Genomic DNA, 20,000 nt, shown 5'->3' with positions numbered 1-20,000 from the left:
CGACCTGCGCCGCTCAGGCAATCCACCCCGCCGCCAACTTGACGGTGCCCGCCGGCCGTCATGCCGAACTGATGATCGGCCGGGACTTCTTCCGTGAAATCGCGCCCTGTACGTTCACACCCGAGTTTCACGGCCGGTTCCAGGACGGCATGGAGCACGGCGATCTCAACGTCATCTTCAGCTACGTCTTTACCTTCACCCAGCCGGTCAGGGTGCTGATCGAGATGCGCTCCGGCCGCCAGCCGGGCACCGCATGGATCTTTCTGAGATGGGCTTAGGGGCACTTCGGATGGATGGGCCACGGCCCAACCGACGAAGCAGGAGCCTGTAGGTTGGGCCGTGGCCCAACAAACACTGTCCTCACAGGTCAATCTCTTCGACCCCTGGCATTATAGGCAAAATGGACTATCAAAAGATCTTATAGCATATGCATAAAGAATAATATTTAAATAAAATAGTTACCTATTTAGGATATTCATTATTTAAATAACGCTATATTGAAGTAGTGGCAGTGATGGTGATCTTGCCCCTGCACAGATAATAGTTTCGAGGGACCAAATGCTCAAAGATATTCAGCTTGTCGAGTTCGGTAAATCCGACATCGAGAACGTCATGGCAAAGATGTCCGGCAAGGATATCGACAATCTTGCATTCGGCGCCGTCCAGTTGGATCGCGATGGTCGCATAATCCAGTACAATTCGGCGGAAGGGCAGATCACCGGCCGCGACCCGAAGTCCACGGTCGGCAAGAACTTCTTCACGGAAGTGGCACCCTGTACCAATACCCCGGTCTTCAAGGGCGCCTTCGATGCCGGCGTCAAGGCCGGCAACCTGAATTCGGTGATCGAGTATACCTTCGATTACAACATGAAGCCGACCAAGGTGAAGGTTCACATGAAGAAGGCGCTGGTCGGCGACAGCTACTGGGTTTTCGTCAAGCGCCTCTGATCCAGATCGTCCACGCGCCGCACCGGCCCGTTCGTGAAAGGGCCGGTGCGGTCTAACCTCTGAGACCTTCGCCAAGAGATCAACGACATGGACCTTTCCAGCCGACAAGCCCTGCCGCAGGCATCGGTTCAGATGCAGGACATCGCCGAGCGGATCGGAGGAGTCGCGGGAGACGCCGAAGGCAAACTTTCGCTGATCTCAGCCTATGCCGAGCAATCGTTCATGAGCGTCGACGAAGCGGCGACGGCGGCCGATCAACTGTCGGGCGCCGTCCGGCAGATAGCTGGCGAGACCGCGCGAGCCGCCGGCGGTGCCCAGCAAGCGGCGCTCGACGTACGCCGCTCGGCACAGGTCATGGAGGACTTGCAGGACGCGGCGCAGAAGATCGGCGACGTCGCCTCGCTGATCCGCGAGATCGCGCGCCAGACCAATCTTCTGGCCCTCAATGCCACGATCGAGGCCGCGCGTGTCGGCGATGCCGGACGAGGGTTCGCCGTCGTCGCATCGGAAGTGAAGGCTCTGTCCTGGCGCACGGCGGAGGCTACCAAATCGGTGGCCGCCCAAGTCGCCGCGATGCGCCAATCGGTGTCGCAGGCCACCGAATGCATCACCGGCGTCGGGCGCACCGTCGCGGACTTCGAACAGATAGCCACCGGGATAGCTGCGGCGGTCGAGCAACAGTCGGCGGCGACCGAGTCGCTGGCGGGTTCGCTCAAGGAAGCTGCCGCCGGCACCCGCGAGATCTACACCGGCCTCGACGGCTTCGCCGGCGCGATCACCGCCATGATCGAGATCGAAGCTGATGTCCGGACCCTTGCCGCGACCGATCGAGAGGCATCATGAGCCTCACCCCTTCCGGACAGTGGTGGGCCGATCAGGACTTCCTTACGCGGGTCGTGACCGACCTGCTGACGGGAGAACTGCGGCGGCTGCGGCCGGGTAGTCCCGCACCTTTGTCGCGTGTCCTGGGTCCCGGCCTTCAGATCGGCGCACCGAGAACCGGAGCGGCCGGCCCGGAATCTGACGGCCTGGGAGCCGACAGCCTGGAACTTGTCAGCCTTGCGACGGCACTGGTCGAGGCGCTTCACCTTCACCGGTCCGGTATCGAGGACTACCTGCTGGTCCGCCGGACCCTGGGCGAGTGGATCGAAATCTGCGCCGCCGGTCTCGCCCGCTTCGACGAGGCGTTGACGTTCCGCACTTCCGGCAGCACCGGCAAGGCGAAGTCCTGCACCCACGCAACCTCGAGCCTGACCGAGGAAGCCGATTTTCTGGCCGGGCTGCTGGGACCCATACGGCGCGTCGTCACCCTGGTGCCCTGCCATCACATCTACGGCTTCCTGTTCACCGTGATGCTGCCCCGAGTAGCGGGAGCGCCGGTTGTCGACGCGCGGGGACGGATGCCTTCCCGGGTCTGCGCCGATCTGGCCGACGGCGATCTTCTAGTCGCGACGCCCGACATGTGGGCCGCCGTCGCACGATCCGGCGCCGTCCTGCCCTCCGGCGCGGCCGGAACCTCCTCGACCGCCCGTCTGGATGCGGGGGTCGCCCGCGCGGTCAGGGATCAGGGGCTTGGCCGGCTGGTCGAGGTCTATGGCTCCAGCGAGACGGGCGGGATCGGCTGGCGGGACGACGCGGACGGCCCGTTCCATCTTTTTCCCTATTGGGAGCTTTCCCAGGACGGATCAGCCGTCAGCCATGTGCGATCCGGCAAGGCAGGGACGCTGCCCGACCGCACCGTGATCGTTTCGCCAGGACGGTTCAGCCTGACCGGCCGCCTGGATGCCGCCGTCCAGGTCGGCGGCGTCAATGTCTTCCCCGGGAAGGTGGCTGACGTGCTGCAAAGCCATCCCGATGTCGCGGAAGCGGCGGTCCGGGCCTTTCCGGTCGAAGGGGGCGAGCGGTTAAAGGCTTTCGTGGTGCCGTCGTCGGGACGGTCCGACGAGGCCATCCTGGACGATCTGATCCCCTGGGCTCATGCCCGGCTCACCACGGAGGAGCGTCCCCGGTCCTGGACCGTCGGCATGGCGCTGCCTCGCGACCCCATGGGCAAGCTGGCCGACTGGCCGCTTGGCTGAAAGCCCGGCGACACGCTCAATAAGACGCCCAACGACGGGAGAGACGCGGATGGATTCCTATACGATCGCGGCGCCGCCGGTAGATCTGGGCAGCCAGTTAACCTTGCAGGACATCGGCCGGATAGCGGCGGGCGGGGCCGTCACGATCGGTCCCGCCGCCCAGCAGCGTATGGCGGAGGCCAGCGATGCACTTGCCCGCATGGTGAAGGAGCGGCGGCGCATCTATGGCGTCACGACGGGCTTCGGCCCGTTGGCTGAACATCATGTCTTGCCGGAGCAGGCGGAGAGACTTCAACGCAGCCTCGTCTACCACTTGGCGTCGGGTGTCGGCGCGCCGCTGCCGGTCGCCCAAGTGCGGGCCGTCATGGCGGCGCGGGCCGGCACCCTCGCAAGGGGCTTTTCCGGGATCGGGGCTTCGACATTCTCCCTCCTGCTCGACCTGCTGAACCAAGGCGTCTCGCCGGTCGTGCCGGAAATGGGGACCGTAGGAGCCAGCGGCGACCTGACGCCGCTGTCCCACATCGCCCTTGTCCTGCTCGGCGAGGGAGAAGCGTTCGTCGACGGCGAGCGTCTATCCGGCGCCGGCGCATTGGCGCGAGCCGGCCTGCACCCGATCCGTCTGGGCCGCAAGGAGGGGCTGGCGCTGGTCAACGGAACGGCGGCAATGACGGGAATCGCGGCGCTGAACGGCGTTCGCAGCCGCGCGCTGCTGGACCTGAGCCTGCGTGCTGCCCTTGCGAATGCGGAACTGTTCGGAGGACACCAGGAGGCATTCGACCCGCGTTTCGGCACTGTTCGCCCTCATCCGGGACAGCTCTGGGCACATGCCGAACTGGGACGGCTGGCCTGCGGAAGCACCCGGCTGACCGGTTCGGAGCAGCCGCCTCCGGTTTTGGAAACCTTGCCGGACGACGACGGCGTCCTGCACTACCGGGCCATGCCGCAGGACCCCTACAGCATCCGGTGCGTTCCTCAGTTGCTGGGGGCGGTGCGCGATCAGCTCGACCACCACGACCGCATCGTCGAAACGGAACTGAATAGTGCCACGGACAACCCGCTGGTCTTCGCCGACGACGGCCATGTCCTTCACGGTGGAAACTTCTTCGGTCAACATGTCGCCTATGCTTCCGACAGTCTCATGCTGGCCGTCATCGGGATTGCCGTGCATGCGGAACGCTGTCTTGCCCGGTTGACCGATCCGCGCCGAAATGAGGGATTGCCTGCCTTCCTCACCGGCGGGACGGTCGGACTGGACAGCGGCATGATGGGTGCCCAGGTCACCGCTACCGCACTGGTGGCGGAAATGCGGTCGCTGGCGATCCCGGCATCGATCCAGTCCATTCCGACCAATGCCGACAATCAGGACGTGGTTACCATGGGCACCATCGCGGCGCGCAAGACTGCGCGATTGGTCGAATTGTGCGGACACGTGTTGGCTATCCATGCCATTGCCTTGAGTCAGGCGATCGACTTCGCCGGCGGTCCGTCGGCCGGCTTCGCGGCGTCGAGCCGCACGCTGGCGGCACGCGTGCGGCGCACGGTTCCCCCACTCGGCCGGGACCGGTCCCTGGCGGCGGACATCGCTGCCTTGGCCGACGACTTCCTGTCGCTTGCCCCCGAGCGCGCCTGACGCTTCGCTCTGTCAGGACTTGCCCAAACCAGCCTCACTCCACCTTCACGCCCGTCGCCTGAACGACTTCGCGCCACCGCGTCACCTCGTAGGCGATGACCTCGGCAAACTCGGCGGGAGTGTTTCCGACCGGCTCGGCGCCAAGGTCCGCAAGCCGCTTGGCGCCTTCCGGGCTTTGCAGGATTTCGCCGACGGTTTGCTGGAGACGGTTCACGATCTCGGGCGGCGTTCCCGCCGGAGCCAGCATCCCGAACCATGCGGCGACCTCATAGTCCGGCAAGCCGCTCTCCCGCATCGTCGGGACATCTGGAGCGCTGGGGGCGCGTTCGGCCGTTGTCACGGCGATGGCGCGGACCTCGCCTGAACGAATATGGCCCATCGACGACGGAAGATTGTCGAAGGCCATCTGGATATGGCCGCCGATCAGGTCGGTCAGCATGGGACCGCCGCCCTTGTAGGGGACGTGGACGATGTTGACCTTCGCCATCATCTTGAAAAGCTCGCCGCTCATGTGCGGCGACCCGCCCAGGCTGGTCGAGCCGAAGTTCAGCTTGGCCGGCTCCGCCTTGGCGAGCGCGATCAACTCGGAAAGGTTCTTCGCGGGCACCGAGGGATGCACCATCAGGACGTTGGGCGTATTCGCCACGACCGTCACCGGGGCAAAATCCTTGATCGGATCGTAGGGAAGGTTGGGGAACAGGCTGGCGTTAATGCCATGGGTGTTGATCGTGGCAAAGACGAGGGTGTAGCCGTCCGGCTCCGCTTTGGCGACCATCGAGGTGCCGATGACGCCGCTGGCGCCTGGGCGGTTGTCCACGACGAACGGCTGGCCCATCCGCTCGCTGAGGCCGGTCGCGACGATCCGGGCGAGAACGTCGGTGGTGCCGCCCGGCGGGAAGGGAACCACGATCCGGACCGGCTTATCGGGGTAATCCGCCGCCAGCGCGGGGACGGTCATGGCCGTGGCCAAGCACAGGGCTAGGCCGAGATAAAGCTTGCCTATCATGTCGACTTTTCCAGTATGCATTTGACGAAATCGCGCCCCTGCTAGGGGATGATCCTGTGTTCCCGCAGAAAGCCGAGCTGACGCTCGAACATGCGGTAACTGTCCTCGCACCCGTCGAAGCCGCACCGGCGCAGCTTGGTCGTGTCGAGGATGTGGTCGTATTCCCGGTTGAAGCAGAAGTCGCCGAAGGCCCAGGAGACGATGTCGCGGTACCGATACGGTTTCAGCCCGTGCTTTGCCACCAAGCCGTCCCAGACGTGCTCATGCACCGCCATCTGTTCGACCAGCGGAATCCGCTGAGGCTCCGCCACCGCCATGTCGAGCAACTTCCCGAGCTGTGGCCACAGGCTCGACCACCGGAAAAGATCGCCGTTGGTGATGTTGAAGACTTCGTCGCGGGCCTGCGGGCTTTCGCCGGCCCAGAGTATAGCCTTGGCGATCAACGTGGCATCGACTGCCTGCGACAGGACCCGGTAGGCGGCATCGGTGCCGGGAAATCGGAGCGGTAAGCCCAGCTCGCGCGAGATCGCGGCGTAGACGGCGATCACCGTCGTCAGGTTCATCGGGTTGCCGACGGCGAAGCCGTAGACGAAGGTCGGGCGGAAGATCGTCCAGCTCCAGTCGCGGCGTTGCTGGAGTTCGGACAGGTAGTCCTGCTGGTCGTAGTAGAAGTTCGGCGGCATGTGGCGCGGGTCGGTCTCCCGCGCGGGTGTCCGGAACGGGCCGAGATGGCTGCCATAGGCCTTGGCGCCCTGGAGCAGCGTCACATGGCGCAGACCGGGCGCACCGTCGCCGGCCGTTTCCATCAGGTTCCGCAGCATGGTCAGGTTCGGCGCCACCTCCTCCCGCCGCGACGGCCGGGGCTGCCACGCGGCGTAGACGATGTGGCTGAGGTCTCCAAGGTCGGAGAGCTGGCGTTCGCAGTCGGCACGGTCGAGCAGATCGACGGACCGGAACTCGGCCCGCGTCGGAAACTCGGGCCGGCGGCGCGCCAGCCCGATCAGCTCGATATCGGGATCGTTTTCGCAATGATCCACCAGCGCTCGCCCGATGACTCCCAGGGCGCCGGCGATCAGGATTCGTTTCGGAGGCATGATCCGGTCTCCCACTCCAGCGTTATGGAATCATCCTCATCTCCCGCAGGCGGTCGAAGAGGCGGGTGAACATCTCTTCGTCATCGACGACATCGTGGAAGCCGAAGCGGCGGATCTTGGTCGTCTCGGAGATGCTGTCCCAGTTCTGGTGGAACTGCATGTCGCCGAACTTCCAGGAGACGATCTCATCGAACTTGTGCGGCTTCAGACCGTGGTTTCGCACGATCTCGTCCCAGACGGGACCTTTGTCCGCCATGGCATCGACCAGCCGCAAAGTCTGGAGCGGCGCCTCTTCCATGCCGAAGTACTCGGCAAAATGCCGCCACATATGCTGCCAGCGGAAGAGGCCGCCATTGGTGACGTTGAAGACTTGCGCGGAGCAGCGCGGCTCGGTCGCGGCCCAGACCGCCGCCCGCCCGAGCAGTTCGGCATCGACCATCTGCTGAAGCGCACCAAAGCAGCCGGGATTTCCGGGGAAACGCAGCGGCAGGCCGAGTTCCTTGGAAATCGTGGCATAGACCGCGATCGCCGAGACAAGGTTCATCGGCGTGTTCACGGCGATGCCGCAGATCGTGCGCGGCCGCAGCGCCGACCAGCTCCACGACTTGCCCTTGCTGCGCTCGGTCAGAAAATCCTGCTGGTCGTAATAGAAGTTGGGCGGCATGTGGCGCGGGTCGGTTTCCCGTGCCGGCGTCTTGTAGGGACCGAGATGGGTCCCGTACGCCTTGGTGCCCTGCATCAGGTTGACGTGTTCCAATCCTGGCGCCATCCGCTCGACGACCTCGACGGTGTTGCGCAGCATCGCAAGGTTTGGCGCCACCTCCTCCGCCGGGGTCGGCCGCTCCATATAGGCGGCGAAGAAGATATGCGTGACGTCGGTCAGGTCGCTCAGCTTCGCTTCCGCATCGGCCCGGTCCGCCAGATCGACCGAGAGGTGGCGTGCTGCGCCCGGTTCTTCCGGCCGCCGGCGCGAAAGCGCCGTTATTTTCCAGTCGGGAGATTGGGAGAGGGCCGCGACGATGCCGCGGCCGGCGACTCCCAGTCCCCCGACCACGAGGGCATGGTTGGTCATGGTGGCCTCCGGTCGAATGCCGTACGGTCAAAGGCCGCGTAGCTGGTTGGCGAGACGGTCCGGCACGTCGAGTTCGAAACCGAGGATCGCGGCGGACAGCGCCTTGCCGTAGTTGTCGAGGCAGAGGCTGCGCGATACGCCGCCGCCCAGTGCTCCCTGGGCCACGAAGTTGAGCGCCCACAAGTGGTCCACCGCGTAGCGGTCCACCGGCCCTTTGATGGCGCCGCCGTAATAGGCCTTGAACCGCTCGGCGGTCAGCTGCTCCTTGAGCAGCGGATAAAGGTCCTCGCTATAGGCGATGGCCATGATGTTGGATGTGTTGCCCTTGTCTCCCGAACGGACATGGGCGACGTGCTGCAATTGGACACGCATGGCGGTCAGCTCTCGTAGATGGCTATGCTGGACTGGACCTTCTCGCGCGGCACCAGCGACGACCAGACGCCGATGATCTCGCGGGTCCGGTCCTGGTGAGGCACCCGCTTGCCGGTCATGGCGATGCCGGAAACGGCCATGCCGTCAACCTCACGCCCGACCTTGACCGCTTCCGCGCGGGTCTTGGTGCGGGCGGCGACACGGACGGCGATCTCGTAGGGTTCCGGCAGGTCCTTCGGCGTCGCGTCGCCATGGATCGCGTTGAGGCCGAGGAAGTCGATGCGGACCTCCTCCGCGTCGAGACCGACGATCTTGAAGCGCTCTTCCAGGATCTGCTTGGCGAGCTTCGCCCGCCGCAACGCACCCGGCCCGGCGTAGAAGAACATATCTTCGCCGATGAAGCCTTCCATGCAGCCGATCGAGACCTTCAGAGTCGGGGTGCGCGGCTTGCCGCCGATGCCGGTCACGCGCACCCGGTCGGGGCCGATTTCTTCCAGCTGGGTGGTGGTGAAATCGACCACGACATCGGGGGTCAGGTAATTGGCCGGGTCATGGACCTCGTAGAATATCTGTTCCTTGACCGTCATCAGGTTGACGGCGCCGCCGGTCCCCGGAAGCTTGGTGATGACGGCGGAGCCGTCCTCCTCGACCTCGATGATCGGGAAGCCCAGGTTCCACGGCTCGGGCATGTCCTTGAAGCCCGGATCGGGGAAATAGCCGCCCGTCACCTGCGATCCGCATTCCATCAGGTGACCCAGGCCGATGCCACGGCCGAGCCTGACATGGTCGGAGGGGTCCCAGCCGAACTCATGCATCATCGGCGCCATGAACAAGGACGGGTCGGCGACGCGGCCGGTGATGACGATCTGCGCACCCTGGCGGAGGGCCTCGACGATCGGTTCGGCCCCGAGATAGGCTTCAGCCGAGACGAGGCTGTCCTTGAGGGTCGAGGTCGGCTTGCCGTTTTCCAGGATCGTGTCCGTCAGGTCGAGCACGCGGTCGGTGATGACGCTGCCGGACACGGCGGCGACCTTGACGCCACGGGCACCCAGTTCGCGCAGCCAGTGGGTGACACGCTGCGCCGCCCCATCCGGATTGATCCAGCCCTGGTTGCTGATGATCTTGGTGCCGCGCTTGATGCATCCGGGAAGGACCGCTTGCATCCGGTCGTCCAGATATGTGTCGTAGCCGGGAAAATCGGGATCGCGCCGTGCCCGGACCTGGGCTGCCGAAACCGTCGCTTCCGCCATCGTCTCGAAGCAGAGATAATCCAGGTCGCCGTGCTCGGCGTTAAGTCGCGCGGGTTCGACCCTGTCGCCCCACCAGGCCGAGCCGGAACCGATCCGGAGCCTCTTCATGGCATGTCTCCCATGTTGTCCGCCTCTTCTGGGCTGTCGTTGCCCGCCGCCGCCAAGCTACCGCCTCATTCGGATCCAGTAGTTCCATAAGATGGAACACATGACTTCTCTGAAAATCGGGTGACTAAGCTATACAGGCACGGGAAACCAATGTTGTACTCGAAAATTTTTAAAATCAAGGCTCTTCAACGCCAGATAATTGTTCCATCCATCGGAATCGTAACTTGACAGAGACGGCGAGTGGGGGTGAGAGTTACGGCCAGAGAAGATAAAAAAATTGTCCGGGAGGAAACATGAAAGAGCGAATGCTCCGCGTGGGGATCGTGCGTGCTCTGGCAGCGGCTGGCGTCCTCGCCGCATCGGGCCTCATCTCGCAGACGGCACTGGCGGAAGAGCCGATCAAGATCGGCTGGCTGTCTTCACTCACCGGTCCGCTCTCTTCGGCGGCGGTGGCCGAAAACCAGGGCGTGCAGTATGCGGTCGAGGAGATCAACAAGGCGGGCGGCATCAACGGCCGGCAGATCGAGCTTCTGACCCGCGATACCGCCGGCGATCCGACCAAAGCCGTCAACTTCGCCCAGCAACTGCTGTTCCGCGACAAGGTCAACTTCATCATCGGCCCGGTCAATTCGGGCGAGTCCCTGGCGACCGGACCGATCGCCGCAAAGGCCGGCGTTCCGAACATCGTCATCGGCAGCATCGATGAACTGACCGATTCGAAGAAGTTCCCGCTGGCGTTCCGCGCGATCAACACGAATACCCAGTGGATCAAGTCGGCCAACGACTACGCGCTCGACGTCCTCAAGCGCAAGAAGGTGGCGGTGATCGGCGACACCAGCGGCTACGGCACCTCCAGCGCTAAGACCGCCGCCGAACTGCTGAAGAAAGCCGGGGTGGAGCCGGTCTACTCGGCACTGGTCGATCCCAACAAGACCGATCTGAGCGACGAGATCAGCAAGGCGCGCGCGGCGGGGGCCGACGTGCTGATGCCGTGGTCGGCCGCCACCGGGTTGCTGGGGCGGCTGCTCAACACTCGCGGCAACATGCAGTGGGACGTGCCGGTCGTCGGCCACCCCGCCCTGATGGCGCTGCCGATCAAGGAATTGCTTAACAAGCCGGAATACTGGGATGGCGTCTACGCGGCCGGCTATGTCAGCACGACCTACGGCACGGACGGCAAGCTGCCGGAGCGGACGCAGGCGCTGATGGATGCGATGCGGCCGAAATTGGGCGGCGAAATCAACTTCACCTTCTGGTGGGTGGCGCTCGGCTACGACACGGTCAAGGTGATCGAGCATGCCGTGAAGAAGGCGGGTTCGACCGAGCCGAAGGCCTTTCAGGCGGCGATGGAGAGCACGACTGGGCTGGACGGCGTCTATGCGACCTATAGCTGGGGTCCCGACCAGCGCAACGGCTTCCCGGATTCAGGCATGGTCGTTAACCGCGCCAATACTTTCAAAGACGGCAGTTTCGAGCTGGCTCCGCAGTAATCGCTCTCTTTGAAACTCCCGTCCGGGAAGACATCATGCTTCTTGTCATCGTTTCCGGCCTTGCGGTCGGCGCGCTCTATGCCGCCACCGCCCTCGTCTACAACGTCATGTTCTCCACGTCGAAGGTGCTGAGCGTCACGACCGGCCATCTCTGCATGCTGGGCGGGGTGTTCGGAGCGTGGCTGGTGTCGGACCTCGGCGTCCCATCTGTGCTTGGCCTGGCGGGTGCGGCGCTGGTCGGCGCGGCCTTCGGCTTCCTGACGGAAATCGTGGCGATCCGGCGGGTCCTGTCCCGCCCGGTCGAGCATCTGTGGCTGCTGACCACGCTCGCCATGGCGACGATGGTCCAGCAGGCGGTCGGACTGTGGTGGGGCACCGAGCCCCGCCCCTTCCCCCGCCTGATACCACAGGACTTCTCGGCCGGAGTCATGGACCAGAAGTACTGGCTGCCGATCGTCACCGTCATCGTCATGGTGCTCGGGCTGGAGTTCTTCTATCGGCGCACGATGTACGGCAAGGTCTTCGTCGCCATGTCGGAAGACGTCTTCGCGGCGCAGGCGCGGGGCATCGCCACCAGCCGCGTCAGGAGCCTTTCCTACGTCATCGCCGGGGCGCTCGGCGCGGTGGCGGGCTTCGCCGCCGGACAGCTGACCTTCGCCTTCTTCGCGGTCGGCCACGGCTTGACCTTGTACGGCTTCATAGCGCTGGCCGCCGGCGGGCTGGGCAGCAATGTCGGTGCGCTGGTCGGCGGCTTGGCGCTTGGCCTGTTCAGCACCTTCGCCACGTATTTCTTTGGCGGTGAATATCAGCAGACCATCGCGGTCGGTCTGCTGATCGTCGTCCTGCTGCTCAAGCCCGAAGGCATCTTCGGCCAGCGACAGGTGCGCGCGGTATGACGAACACCCGCTCTCCAGCCGGCTCCGCCGGCCTTCTCGCCGGCGGCGTGGCGCTCGCCACCCTGCCCCTCTGGGTCGGCGACTTCTATCAGCTGCATCTGGCGCAACTCATCGGGGTCTACTGGATCCTGATCGTCGGCCTCAACCTCGTGGTCGGCTTCACCGGGCAGCTTTCGATCGGCCATGTCGGGCTGCTCGCCATCGGCGCCTATACCTTCGCCTTCCTGGCCGGAACGCACGAGCTGAACCCCCTGTTCGCCATCGCGATAGCAGGTGTGATCGGCGGGTTGTGCGGCCTGCTGCTCGGCCTGCCCTCGCTCCGGCTTCCCGGCTTCTACTTCGCCATGACGACCATGGCCTTTTCGCTGATCGTGACCGAACTGACGCTGGCGCAGGACGAGATCACGGGCGGCGGCATCGGTCTTGCCGTACCGGGAGTCAGCGCGCCGTTCGACACTCCGGACGGCCTCTATTGGCTGATCCTGATCGTCGGCGGGCTGGTCACGTGGCTGACCTGGAACGTGTCGCGCTGCATGTGGGGGCGGTCGCTGATCGCCATCCGCGACAGCGAGATCACCGCCATGGCGGTCGGCATCTCGCTGTTCCGCGCCAAGCTGATCGTCTTCGTCTTCAGCGGCGTTACCGCCGGCGTCGCCGGCGCGCTGTTCGCCTCCCTGCAAAGCTACATCACGCCCGATACCTTCGTGTTCGAACTGGGGCTGTTCTTCTTCGTCTGCATCATCATCGGCGGGCGCGGCAGCATCCTGGGGCCGTTCATCGGGACCATCATCCTGACGGCGCTGCCGGAACTGGTGGCGCCGCTCGCCAAGCTGGGCAACTTCTTCTACGGCCTGACGCTGCTGGCGGTCGTGCTGCTGATCCCCGAGGGGCTGCAACGGCTGTTCGAGGTCCTGGCCGAGAAGCTGCGGCCCCGGCGGATCGAGAGCCATGTCGTGACGCCCGACCTGACGCGGCTGGCCGCAGCAATCCGGGAGGGGCAAAGCTCGTGACAGCCTTGCAAGTGACCGACGTCACCAAATCGTTCGGCGGCCTGACCGCTCTGGATCAGGTCTCGCTCGAACTCCGCCCCGGCGAGGTCCACGGCCTGATCGGTCCCAACGGCAGCGGCAAGACGACGCTGCTCAACCTTCTCTCCGGGTACTACGAGCCGACCAAGGGCGATATTCGACTGGACGGCGAGGACCTGTCCCGGACGCGCGTCCAGCACCGGGCACGGCTCGGCATCGCGCGCACGTTCCAGAAGCCCCGGCTGCTCGGCACCATGACCGTGCTCGACAATGCGATGCTGGGCGCCTGGCGCGATGTCGGATCGAACTTCCTCGGCACCGCCCTGTCGCTCGGCCGCACCAGGCGGGAAGAGCGGGAGTTCGCAAGGCGCGCCGGGGAGCTGCTGATGGGCGTCGGGCTCGGCCATGCCGTCCACCGCCGCGCCGACCTGCTCGAACACGCGGAACAGCGCTTCCTGGAGATCGCCCGGGCGCTCGCGATGCGGCCGAAGTTCATCATGCTCGACGAGCCGGCGGGGGGACTGACCGCGCTGGAGACCGAGCATCTCGGCAGGATCATCCAGGTCATGCGGGATGCCGGACTGGGCGTCCTGCTGGTCGAGCACCACACGGATTTCGTCTTCCGCATCTGTGACCGGGTCACCACGCTGGACCTCGGCAAGGTCATCAAGCGGGGAACGCCCGACGAGGTCCGAAAGGACCCCGAGGTCATCCGCGTGTATCTGGGAGCCTGACCCATGCATGACATGATCCCGACCCAACCGGCCCAGACCCTGCTGAAGGTCACCGACCTTCATGTCGCCTACGGCAAGGCGGAAGTCGTGCATGGCGCCTCGTTCGTCGTCCCGGCCGGCAGGCTCGTCGTGCTGCTCGGCCGCAACGGCGCCGGCAAAAGCACGATGCTCCACGCCATCTCCAGCCTGATATCGAAGAAGGGCGGCAAGATCGAGTTCGACGGACAGGACATCACGGCGAGCGGCCCGATCGAGATCGTCCGTGCCGGAGTCGTCCAGGTCCTCCAGGGCCACCGGGTGTTCCACAGCCTCACCGTGGAAGACAACCTGCTGATCGGCACCTTCGCCCGTAACCCGCGCGGAGACCGTTCGAAGCTTGACCGCGTCTACACCCTGTTTCCGGAGCTGAAGGAAAAGCGCCATCAGGCCGCATCACGCCTGAGCGGTGGGCAGCAGCAGATTCTGGCGGTTGGCCAGGGCATCGTCGGAGATCCCCGGCTGCTCATCCTGGACGAACCCTCGCTTGGGCTGGCCCCGATCATCATCAACCGCATCCTGGATGTCGCCACGGAACTCTGCCGCGAGGGCATGGCGGTCCTGCTGGTCGAGCAGCTGGTCGAAAAGGCCCTTCAGCACGCCCATCACTGCTATCTCGTCGAAACCGGCCGCATCGCCTGGGAAGGCACGCCGGAAGAACTGCGCGGCGGCGACATGCTGCACCGCGTCTATCTGGGCGGCGGCTGAGGCCGAAGAATTCACGGGAGGAATAACGAAATGACGACGTCACAACGCTGGAAGAACCGGCCCGACGGGTCCAACTGGGGCGATTTCGGTCCCGACGATCAAGTCGGACGGTTGAATCTTTTGACGCCGGAGAAGGTCCGGCAGGGCGTCGCGGAAGTCCGCGAGGGGCTTGCCTTCTGCCTGAGCCTGCCGCTCGACTATCCCGGCGGCAACATCCTCAACCCGCGCCGCCATCCGCCGGCACTGCGGCCGACGGTGCGCAACGGCCGGCCGAACATGAACTACCGGCTCGGCGACGACGATCCTGATGTGACCGACGTCATCTGCGACGACCTCGTCATCCTGCACACCCAGTACTCTACCCAGTGGGACAGTCTGGCCCATGTCGGCCAGCTTTTCGACGCCGACGGCGACGGTAAACCGGAAGCGCTCTACTACAACGGCTTCCGCCCGGACGAGCATGTCAGGGGGCCGAGCGATCCGAAGGATGCCGGCGGAGCCAATATCGCGGAGGCACGCAGCACGTCGGAGGCGCAGGCGCTCGGGATCGAGAAGATGGCGGAAACCTGCGTCCAGGGACGCGGCGTCCTGATCGACCTGCACGCGCGCGTCGGCCGGGAGCGGGTAGCGGTCGGCTACGATCTGCTGATGTCCATCATGGAAGCGGACGGCGTCGAGGTCGAAAGCGGCGACATGGTCTGCCTGCACACCGGCTTCGGCCAGCTTCTGCTGGAAATGGGCAGAAAACCGGACCCGGCGAGCATGAGCAACGCCTGCGCGGTGCTGAACGGCCGGGACGGCCGCCTGCTGAACTGGATCACCGACAGCGGACTGGCGGCGCTGATCGCCGACAACTACGCCGTCGAAGCCCATCCGGCGGTGAACCATTCCGGCTGCTGCGCGTCGCTGCCGCTGCACGAGCACTGTCTGTTCAAGCTGGGCATCCATCTGGGCGAGTTGTGGCTGTTGACGCCCCTGGCGGACTGGCTACGGTCGCGGAAACGCCATCGTTTCCTTCTTACGGCGCCGCCCCTGCGGCTGCCGGGTGCCGTCGGATCGCCCGCGACACCGGTGGCGACAGTCTGATGGAAAGATCATGCCGATTACATCGTCGCCGCTCAATGCCATCCAGAAAGCGTGCGGCATCCTCCGCGCGCTGTCCGCCAAGGCTCCACTACGCCTCAGCGAGATCACCGCTGCGGCGGGACTGAACAAGGTGACGACGCTCCGCATTCTCGACACGCTGGTCCAGGAAGGCTTCGTCCGCCGCCTCGACGACGAAGCCACCTATGTGCTTGGCCCGGAAATCCAGGCGATGATAGCACCGCTTCAGCAACCCTCGGATATCCGGGAGATGGCGCGGCCCAGTCTGGTAAGGCTCGCCACGCTGTCGGAAGACACTGTCCTGCTGTCGGTCCGCAGCGGTAATGAATCAGTCTGCATCGACCGCGAGGTCGGCGTCTTCCCGATCCGGGCGAACTACCTGGATTTCGGAAGTCGGCGTCCGCTGGGCGTCGGCGCCGGCTCGCTGGCGCTGCTCGCTTGGGCACAGGACCCGGAAATCGACGCTGTTCTGGAAGCCCTGGCGCCCCAGTTGAAGTCCTATCCGAGGATGACGCCGGAGATCATCAAGGCGGAAGTCGCGACGGCGCGCGAACAGGGCTACACGCTGCTCTGCGACAAGGTCGTGGACGGCATGGCCGCGATCGGCATCCCGGTCTTCCAGGGTTCCAACCGTGTCCCGATGGCAGCCATCAGCATCGCGGCCCTCACCGACCGGATCAGGACGCGGGTCCCGGAACTGCTCGACGGACTGCGGCGCGAAGCCGAATTCATCGCCCGGGCGTTCGACCTGCCCACAACCCGCGCACCATCTAGACCATCCCAGCGGAGGAAAGCCAAGTGAGCTGGATAACCGGCGTCGGCCTGACACCCTATGGCCGGCTTGAAGGACGTTCCACCGTCGATCTGATGAGCGAGGCCGCGACTGCGGCGCTCGCCGACGCGGGACTGGAACGACGCGACATCGACGGCCTGATCTGCGGCTACTCGACCACCCTGCCGCACCTGATGCTCTCGACCGTGTTCGCGGAGCATTTCGGCCTTCATCCCCACTACGCCCACGCGATACAGCTTGGCGGAGCCACCGGCTGCGCCATGGGAATGCTGGCGCATCTTCTGGTCGAGAGCGGTGTCGCGAAGAACATCCTGGTCGTGGCGGGAGAGAACCGGCTTACCGGACAGACCCGCGACGCCGCGATCCAGACCCTGGCCCAGGTCGGGCACCCGGTCTACGAGGTCCCGCTGGGACCGACGATCCCGGCCTATTACGGCCTCGTCGCGTCGCGCTACATGCACGAGCGTGGGGTAAGCGAGGAGGATCTGGCCGAGCTTGCGGTACTGATGCGCCGTCATGCCCTGATGCATCCCGGTGCGCAGTTCAAGCAGCCGATCACCGTCGCCGACGTCATGGCCTCGAAGCCCATCGCGGCGCCGCTGAAGATCCTGGACTGCTGCCCGGTTTCGGACGGTGGTGCCGCCTTCGTCGTCAGCCGGGAGCGGACCGGCGAAACCGGCGTCCGGATCATCGGCGCCGGTCAGGCCCACACGCATCAGCATATCAGCGCGGCACCCAGCCTGACGCGGTTCGGCGCCGCTGAATCGGTCGAACGCGCCCGGACGGCTGCCGGGATAGCGCTTCGGGATATCCGCTACGCCGCCATCTACGACAGCTTCACGATCACGCTGACGATCCTTCTGGAGGAGATCGGCCTGTGCGGTCGCGGCGAGGCGGGGTCGCGCGCCAGGGACGGCTACTTCGATCATGACGGCGAATTGCCGCTCAACACCCATGGCGGGCTGCTCTCCTACGGCCATTGCGGCGTCGCGGGAGCCATGGCCCATCTGGTCGAGGCGCATCGCCAGATGACAGGCCGCGCGGAGTCCCGTCAGGCGAAGGATGCTTCGCTGACCCTGCTGCACGGCGACGGCGGCGTCCTTTCCTCCCATGCCAGCCTGTTTCTGGAGCGTGTACGATGAACCCTGAATCCAGGAACGAAGCGGCGGACTGGACGCGCGGCGGCGAGGCCGTCGTCTACCAGACTTGCGCCGATTGCGGCACCGCCTGGTATTTCCGCCGCGACTTCTGCCCGACCTGCGGCGGCGGCCATGTCACCGACCGGCAGGCTTCCGGCCGGGGGACGGTCCATGCGGCCAGCCTCGTGACACGGGCACCGTCGGAAGACCTGCGCGCGCTGGCTCCCTACCTGATCGTCCTGGTGGATGCCGAGGAAGGCTTTCGCATGATGGCGCATGGCGACAGGAGCCTGAAGATCGGCGACCCGGTGACGGTCCGCTTCGTCCGCTTCGCCGACCGTCTCCTCCCCTATTTCGATCCCAGCACCTGAAGGGGCGTCATGCCTGACAGCAGTCTCAAGGCCGTGCTCGATCCGAAATCGATCGCGATCATCGGAGCGTCCGACAACCCGAACAAGATCGGCGGCCGTCCGCTCGTCTATCTGTCCCGCTTCGGCTATCGCGGGAAAGTCTATCCGATCAACCCCAAGCGTACCGAGACGCTTGGTTACAAGACCTATCCGGCGCTGAGGGATCTCCCGGAAACCCCCGAGGTCGCCATCGTCGCCGTTCCGGGAGACGCGGCGCTGGCGGCAGTGGACGAGTGCGCCGACCTCGGCGTCAAGGCGGTCGTGCTGATGAGTTCCGGCTTCGGCGAGAGCGATCCCGTCGGCGGCAAGGAGAAGGAGCGCCGGATGGTCGAGCGGGTACGTGCCAAGGGCACGCGCATCATCGGCCCGAACTCCCAGGGTCTCGCCAATTTCGGCACCGGCGCGATCCTGAGCTTCTCGACCATGTATCTGGAAGCGGAACCGGCGGACGGTCCGGTCGCGGTACTGAGCCAGAGCGGAGCTATGGCCGTTGTGCCCTATGGCCTGATGCGGCAGCGCGGCATCGGCGTGCGCCACTCGCACGCGACCGGCAACGACTGCGACGTCACGGTGTCGGAACTTGCGGCGGCGGTTGTCGAGGACCCCGAAGTCAAGCTGCTCCTTCTCTACCTGGAAAGCATCCCTGATCCTGAAAACCTGGCGGAGGTGGCGCGGATCGCCCGCGAGCGCGACCTGCCGGTGATAGCCCTGAAGTCGGGGCGCACCGCAGCCGGTCAGGCGGCGGCCAGTTCCCATACCGGAGCGCTCGCCAACGAGGACCGCGTCGTCGATGCCTTCCTGGAACACCATGGCATCTGGCGCGTCCGCGATACCGCCGGACTGGTCGATGCCGCTGAGCTTTACCTGAAAGGCTGGCGGCCCAAGGGGCGGCGGCTGGTCGCCATCAGCAATTCGGGCGCCGTCTGCGTGATGTCGGCGGATGCCGCTTCCATGGCGGGAATGCCCATGGCGAAGCTCGCCGACGAAACCAGGGCCGAGCTTGGGCGCATCCTGCCGAGCTTCGCCACGACGACCAACCCGATCGATATCACGGCGGCACTGCTGACCAACAGCCGCCTGTTCGGTGATATCCTGCCGGTCATAGCGAAGGACCCGGCGGCCGACGCCTTCGTCATCGGCGTGCCGGTGGCGGGGGTCGGCTACGACGTCGATGCCTTCGCCCGCGATACCGCGACATTCGCGGCACTCACCGGCAAGCCGCTGGTCGTGGCGGCGCCGCAGCCGAACGTCATGGCCCGCTTCAAGGCCGAGGGGCTGCCGGTGTTCACCACCGAGACCCAGGCGGTCGATGCGTTGAACCAGTACATATCGCACCTTGAGCTGATGAATCGCGCCAAGACGCACCGCGCCGATGCTCCCTTCGTCGCCAAGCCTCGGGATCGTGCTTCCGCGTCCTCCACCCCGGTCATGCTCAACGAGGCGGACAGCCTCGCTCTTGCCCAGTCGCACGGGCTGCCCGTCGTAGCGCACCGGCTTTGCCGATCGGCGGAAGAATGCGTCGAAGCGCTTCAAGCCATCGGCGGCCCCGTCGCGGTCAAGGGATGCTCGGCCGACATCGCGCATAAATCCGAGCTAGGCCTTGTCCGCCTCGGCCTGAATACGCCTGAGGAGGTGACCGACGCCTGGCACGGGATGGAGCGGATCATCCGAGACAGCGGCAAACGCTTCGACGGCGTCATTGTCGCCGCGATGCGCAAGGGACGGCGCGAGATGATCATCGGCGCGCACCGCGACCCGGTCTTCGGCCCGGTCGTCATGGTCGGCGACGGCGGCAAATACGTCGAGGCGCTGCCCGACCTTCGGCTGCTGCTGCCGCCTTTCTCGGCGGACGAGGTCGCGGAAGCGCTGGCGCGCCTGCGGATCGCGCCGGTTCTGGGGGGCGTGCGGGGAGAGCCGCCGATGGACCTTGCAGCATTGTCGGAAGCGGTCGCCGCCGTCGGCCGGCTGATGATGGACCCCGCCGCCAAGATCGTCAGCCTCGACCTCAATCCGGTGCTGGTCGGGAGCGCAGGCGAAGGGTGCGCCATCGTGGACGCCGTGATTTTTCGCGAGAGCGCCAACGATACCATGGGAAACAAGTGAC

20 protein-coding genes are annotated in these 20,000 nt (G+C 65.3%); 15 read left to right on the top strand and 5 right to left on the bottom strand.

Annotated elements, in window-relative coordinates:
• From N826_RS44415 to N826_RS26905, 5 genes are all read left to right on the top strand, one after another.
• The coding region (locus N826_RS44415) for a PAS domain-containing protein (RefSeq protein ID WP_044433868.1) at nt 1-278 on the top strand (278 nt) is incomplete at its 5' end.
• Nucleotides 279-558: 280 nt separating this feature from the next.
• Nucleotides 559-948 carry a photoactive yellow protein gene (pyp, locus tag N826_RS26920; protein ID WP_044433835.1) on the top strand — a complete coding sequence of 130 codons (390 nt, stop codon included), beginning with the start codon at nt 559-561 and terminating at the stop codon, nt 946-948.
• Between the two features lie 87 nt (nt 949-1,035).
• A complete protein-coding gene (locus N826_RS26915; RefSeq protein ID WP_052832109.1) occupies nt 1,036-1,791 on the top strand; it encodes a methyl-accepting chemotaxis protein in 756 nt (251 codons plus the stop codon).
• Nucleotides 1,788-3,026 (top strand): AMP-binding protein, encoded by a 1,239-nt coding sequence (locus N826_RS26910; protein WP_044433832.1) that lies wholly within the window; start codon nt 1,788-1,790, stop codon nt 3,024-3,026. Before N826_RS26915 ends, N826_RS26910 begins: the two co-directional genes overlap by 4 nt.
• Before the next feature lie 49 nt (nt 3,027-3,075).
• A complete protein-coding gene (locus tag N826_RS26905; protein WP_044433830.1) occupies nt 3,076-4,656 on the top strand; it encodes an HAL/PAL/TAL family ammonia-lyase in 1,581 nt (526 codons plus the stop codon).
• 34 nt (nt 4,657-4,690) lie between these two features.
• On the opposite strand, the gene N826_RS26900 is transcribed toward N826_RS26905, so the two are convergent.
• The 5 genes from N826_RS26900 to N826_RS26880 are packed head-to-tail and all read right to left on the bottom strand — an operon-like array spanning nt 4,691 to nt 9,558.
• A complete protein-coding gene (locus tag N826_RS26900; RefSeq protein WP_044433829.1) occupies nt 4,691-5,662 on the bottom strand; it encodes a Bug family tripartite tricarboxylate transporter substrate binding protein in 972 nt (323 codons plus the stop codon).
• 41 nt (nt 5,663-5,703) lie between these two features.
• Nucleotides 5,704-6,756, bottom strand: coding sequence for an SDR family oxidoreductase (locus N826_RS26895; RefSeq protein ID WP_044433827.1), 1,053 nt, complete (start codon nt 6,754-6,756; stop codon nt 5,704-5,706).
• A gap of 22 nt (nt 6,757-6,778) precedes the next feature.
• A complete protein-coding gene (locus tag N826_RS26890; RefSeq protein ID WP_044433825.1) occupies nt 6,779-7,828 on the bottom strand; it encodes an SDR family oxidoreductase in 1,050 nt (349 codons plus the stop codon).
• A gap of 27 nt (nt 7,829-7,855) precedes the next feature.
• The gene (locus N826_RS26885) at nt 7,856-8,200 is read right to left on the bottom strand and encodes an AtuA-related protein (protein ID WP_044433822.1); all 345 of its coding nucleotides are present in this window, start codon (nt 8,198-8,200) and stop codon (nt 7,856-7,858) included.
• 5 nt (nt 8,201-8,205) lie between these two features.
• Nucleotides 8,206-9,558, bottom strand: coding sequence for an acyclic terpene utilization AtuA family protein (locus N826_RS26880; RefSeq protein ID WP_044433819.1), 1,353 nt, complete (start codon nt 9,556-9,558; stop codon nt 8,206-8,208).
• Nucleotides 9,559-9,851: 293 nt separating this feature from the next.
• Between N826_RS26880 and N826_RS26875 the strand changes: the two genes are divergently transcribed.
• From N826_RS26875 to N826_RS26830, 10 genes are read left to right on the top strand one after another with little or no spacing between them, the layout of a single operon-like run.
• Nucleotides 9,852-11,048 (top strand): ABC transporter substrate-binding protein, encoded by a 1,197-nt coding sequence (locus tag N826_RS26875; RefSeq protein ID WP_211099395.1) that lies wholly within the window; start codon nt 9,852-9,854, stop codon nt 11,046-11,048.
• Nucleotides 11,049-11,083: 35 nt separating this feature from the next.
• On the top strand, nt 11,084-11,944 hold the full coding sequence (locus N826_RS26870) for a branched-chain amino acid ABC transporter permease (protein WP_044433817.1): 861 nt from the start codon (nt 11,084-11,086) through the stop codon (nt 11,942-11,944).
• Nucleotides 11,941-12,954: a branched-chain amino acid ABC transporter permease gene (locus tag N826_RS26865; protein WP_044433815.1), complete on the top strand. Its 1,014-nt coding sequence runs from the start codon at nt 11,941-11,943 to the stop codon at nt 12,952-12,954. The genes N826_RS26870 and N826_RS26865 overlap by 4 nt, the downstream gene beginning before the upstream one ends.
• The gene (locus N826_RS26860) at nt 12,951-13,706 is read left to right on the top strand and encodes an ABC transporter ATP-binding protein (RefSeq protein ID WP_044433813.1); all 756 of its coding nucleotides are present in this window, start codon (nt 12,951-12,953) and stop codon (nt 13,704-13,706) included. The genes N826_RS26865 and N826_RS26860 overlap by 4 nt, the downstream gene beginning before the upstream one ends.
• Before the next feature lie 3 nt (nt 13,707-13,709).
• Nucleotides 13,710-14,450, top strand: a complete 741-nt coding sequence (locus N826_RS26855) for an ABC transporter ATP-binding protein (protein WP_044433812.1) — start codon at nt 13,710-13,712, stop codon at nt 14,448-14,450.
• 30 nt (nt 14,451-14,480) lie between these two features.
• Nucleotides 14,481-15,536, top strand: a complete 1,056-nt coding sequence (locus tag N826_RS26850; protein WP_044433810.1) for a cyclase family protein — start codon at nt 14,481-14,483, stop codon at nt 15,534-15,536.
• Nucleotides 15,537-15,546: 10 nt separating this feature from the next.
• Nucleotides 15,547-16,356: an IclR family transcriptional regulator gene (locus N826_RS26845; RefSeq protein ID WP_044433808.1), complete on the top strand. Its 810-nt coding sequence runs from the start codon at nt 15,547-15,549 to the stop codon at nt 16,354-16,356.
• Nucleotides 16,353-17,489, top strand: a complete 1,137-nt coding sequence (locus N826_RS26840) for a thiolase family protein (RefSeq protein WP_044433807.1) — start codon at nt 16,353-16,355, stop codon at nt 17,487-17,489. The genes N826_RS26845 and N826_RS26840 overlap by 4 nt, the downstream gene beginning before the upstream one ends.
• Entirely contained in the window at nt 17,486-17,857 is a 372-nt protein-coding gene (locus N826_RS26835) for a Zn-ribbon domain-containing OB-fold protein (RefSeq protein WP_044433805.1), read from the top strand. The genes N826_RS26840 and N826_RS26835 overlap by 4 nt, the downstream gene beginning before the upstream one ends.
• A 9-nt stretch (nt 17,858-17,866) precedes the next feature.
• Complete coding sequence (locus N826_RS26830; RefSeq protein WP_044433802.1) at nt 17,867-19,999, top strand: acetate--CoA ligase family protein; 2,133 nt, start codon at nt 17,867-17,869, stop codon at nt 19,997-19,999.
• Nucleotide 20,000 lies beyond the last annotated feature (1 nt).

Source organism: Skermanella aerolata KACC 11604, assembly GCF_000936425.1.
GTDB classification, from domain to species: Bacteria; Pseudomonadota; Alphaproteobacteria; order Azospirillales; family Azospirillaceae; genus Skermanella; species Skermanella aerolata.
Note: the sequence above shows the minus strand (reverse complement) of the source record. Positions and strands in the feature narration are given on the sequence as shown.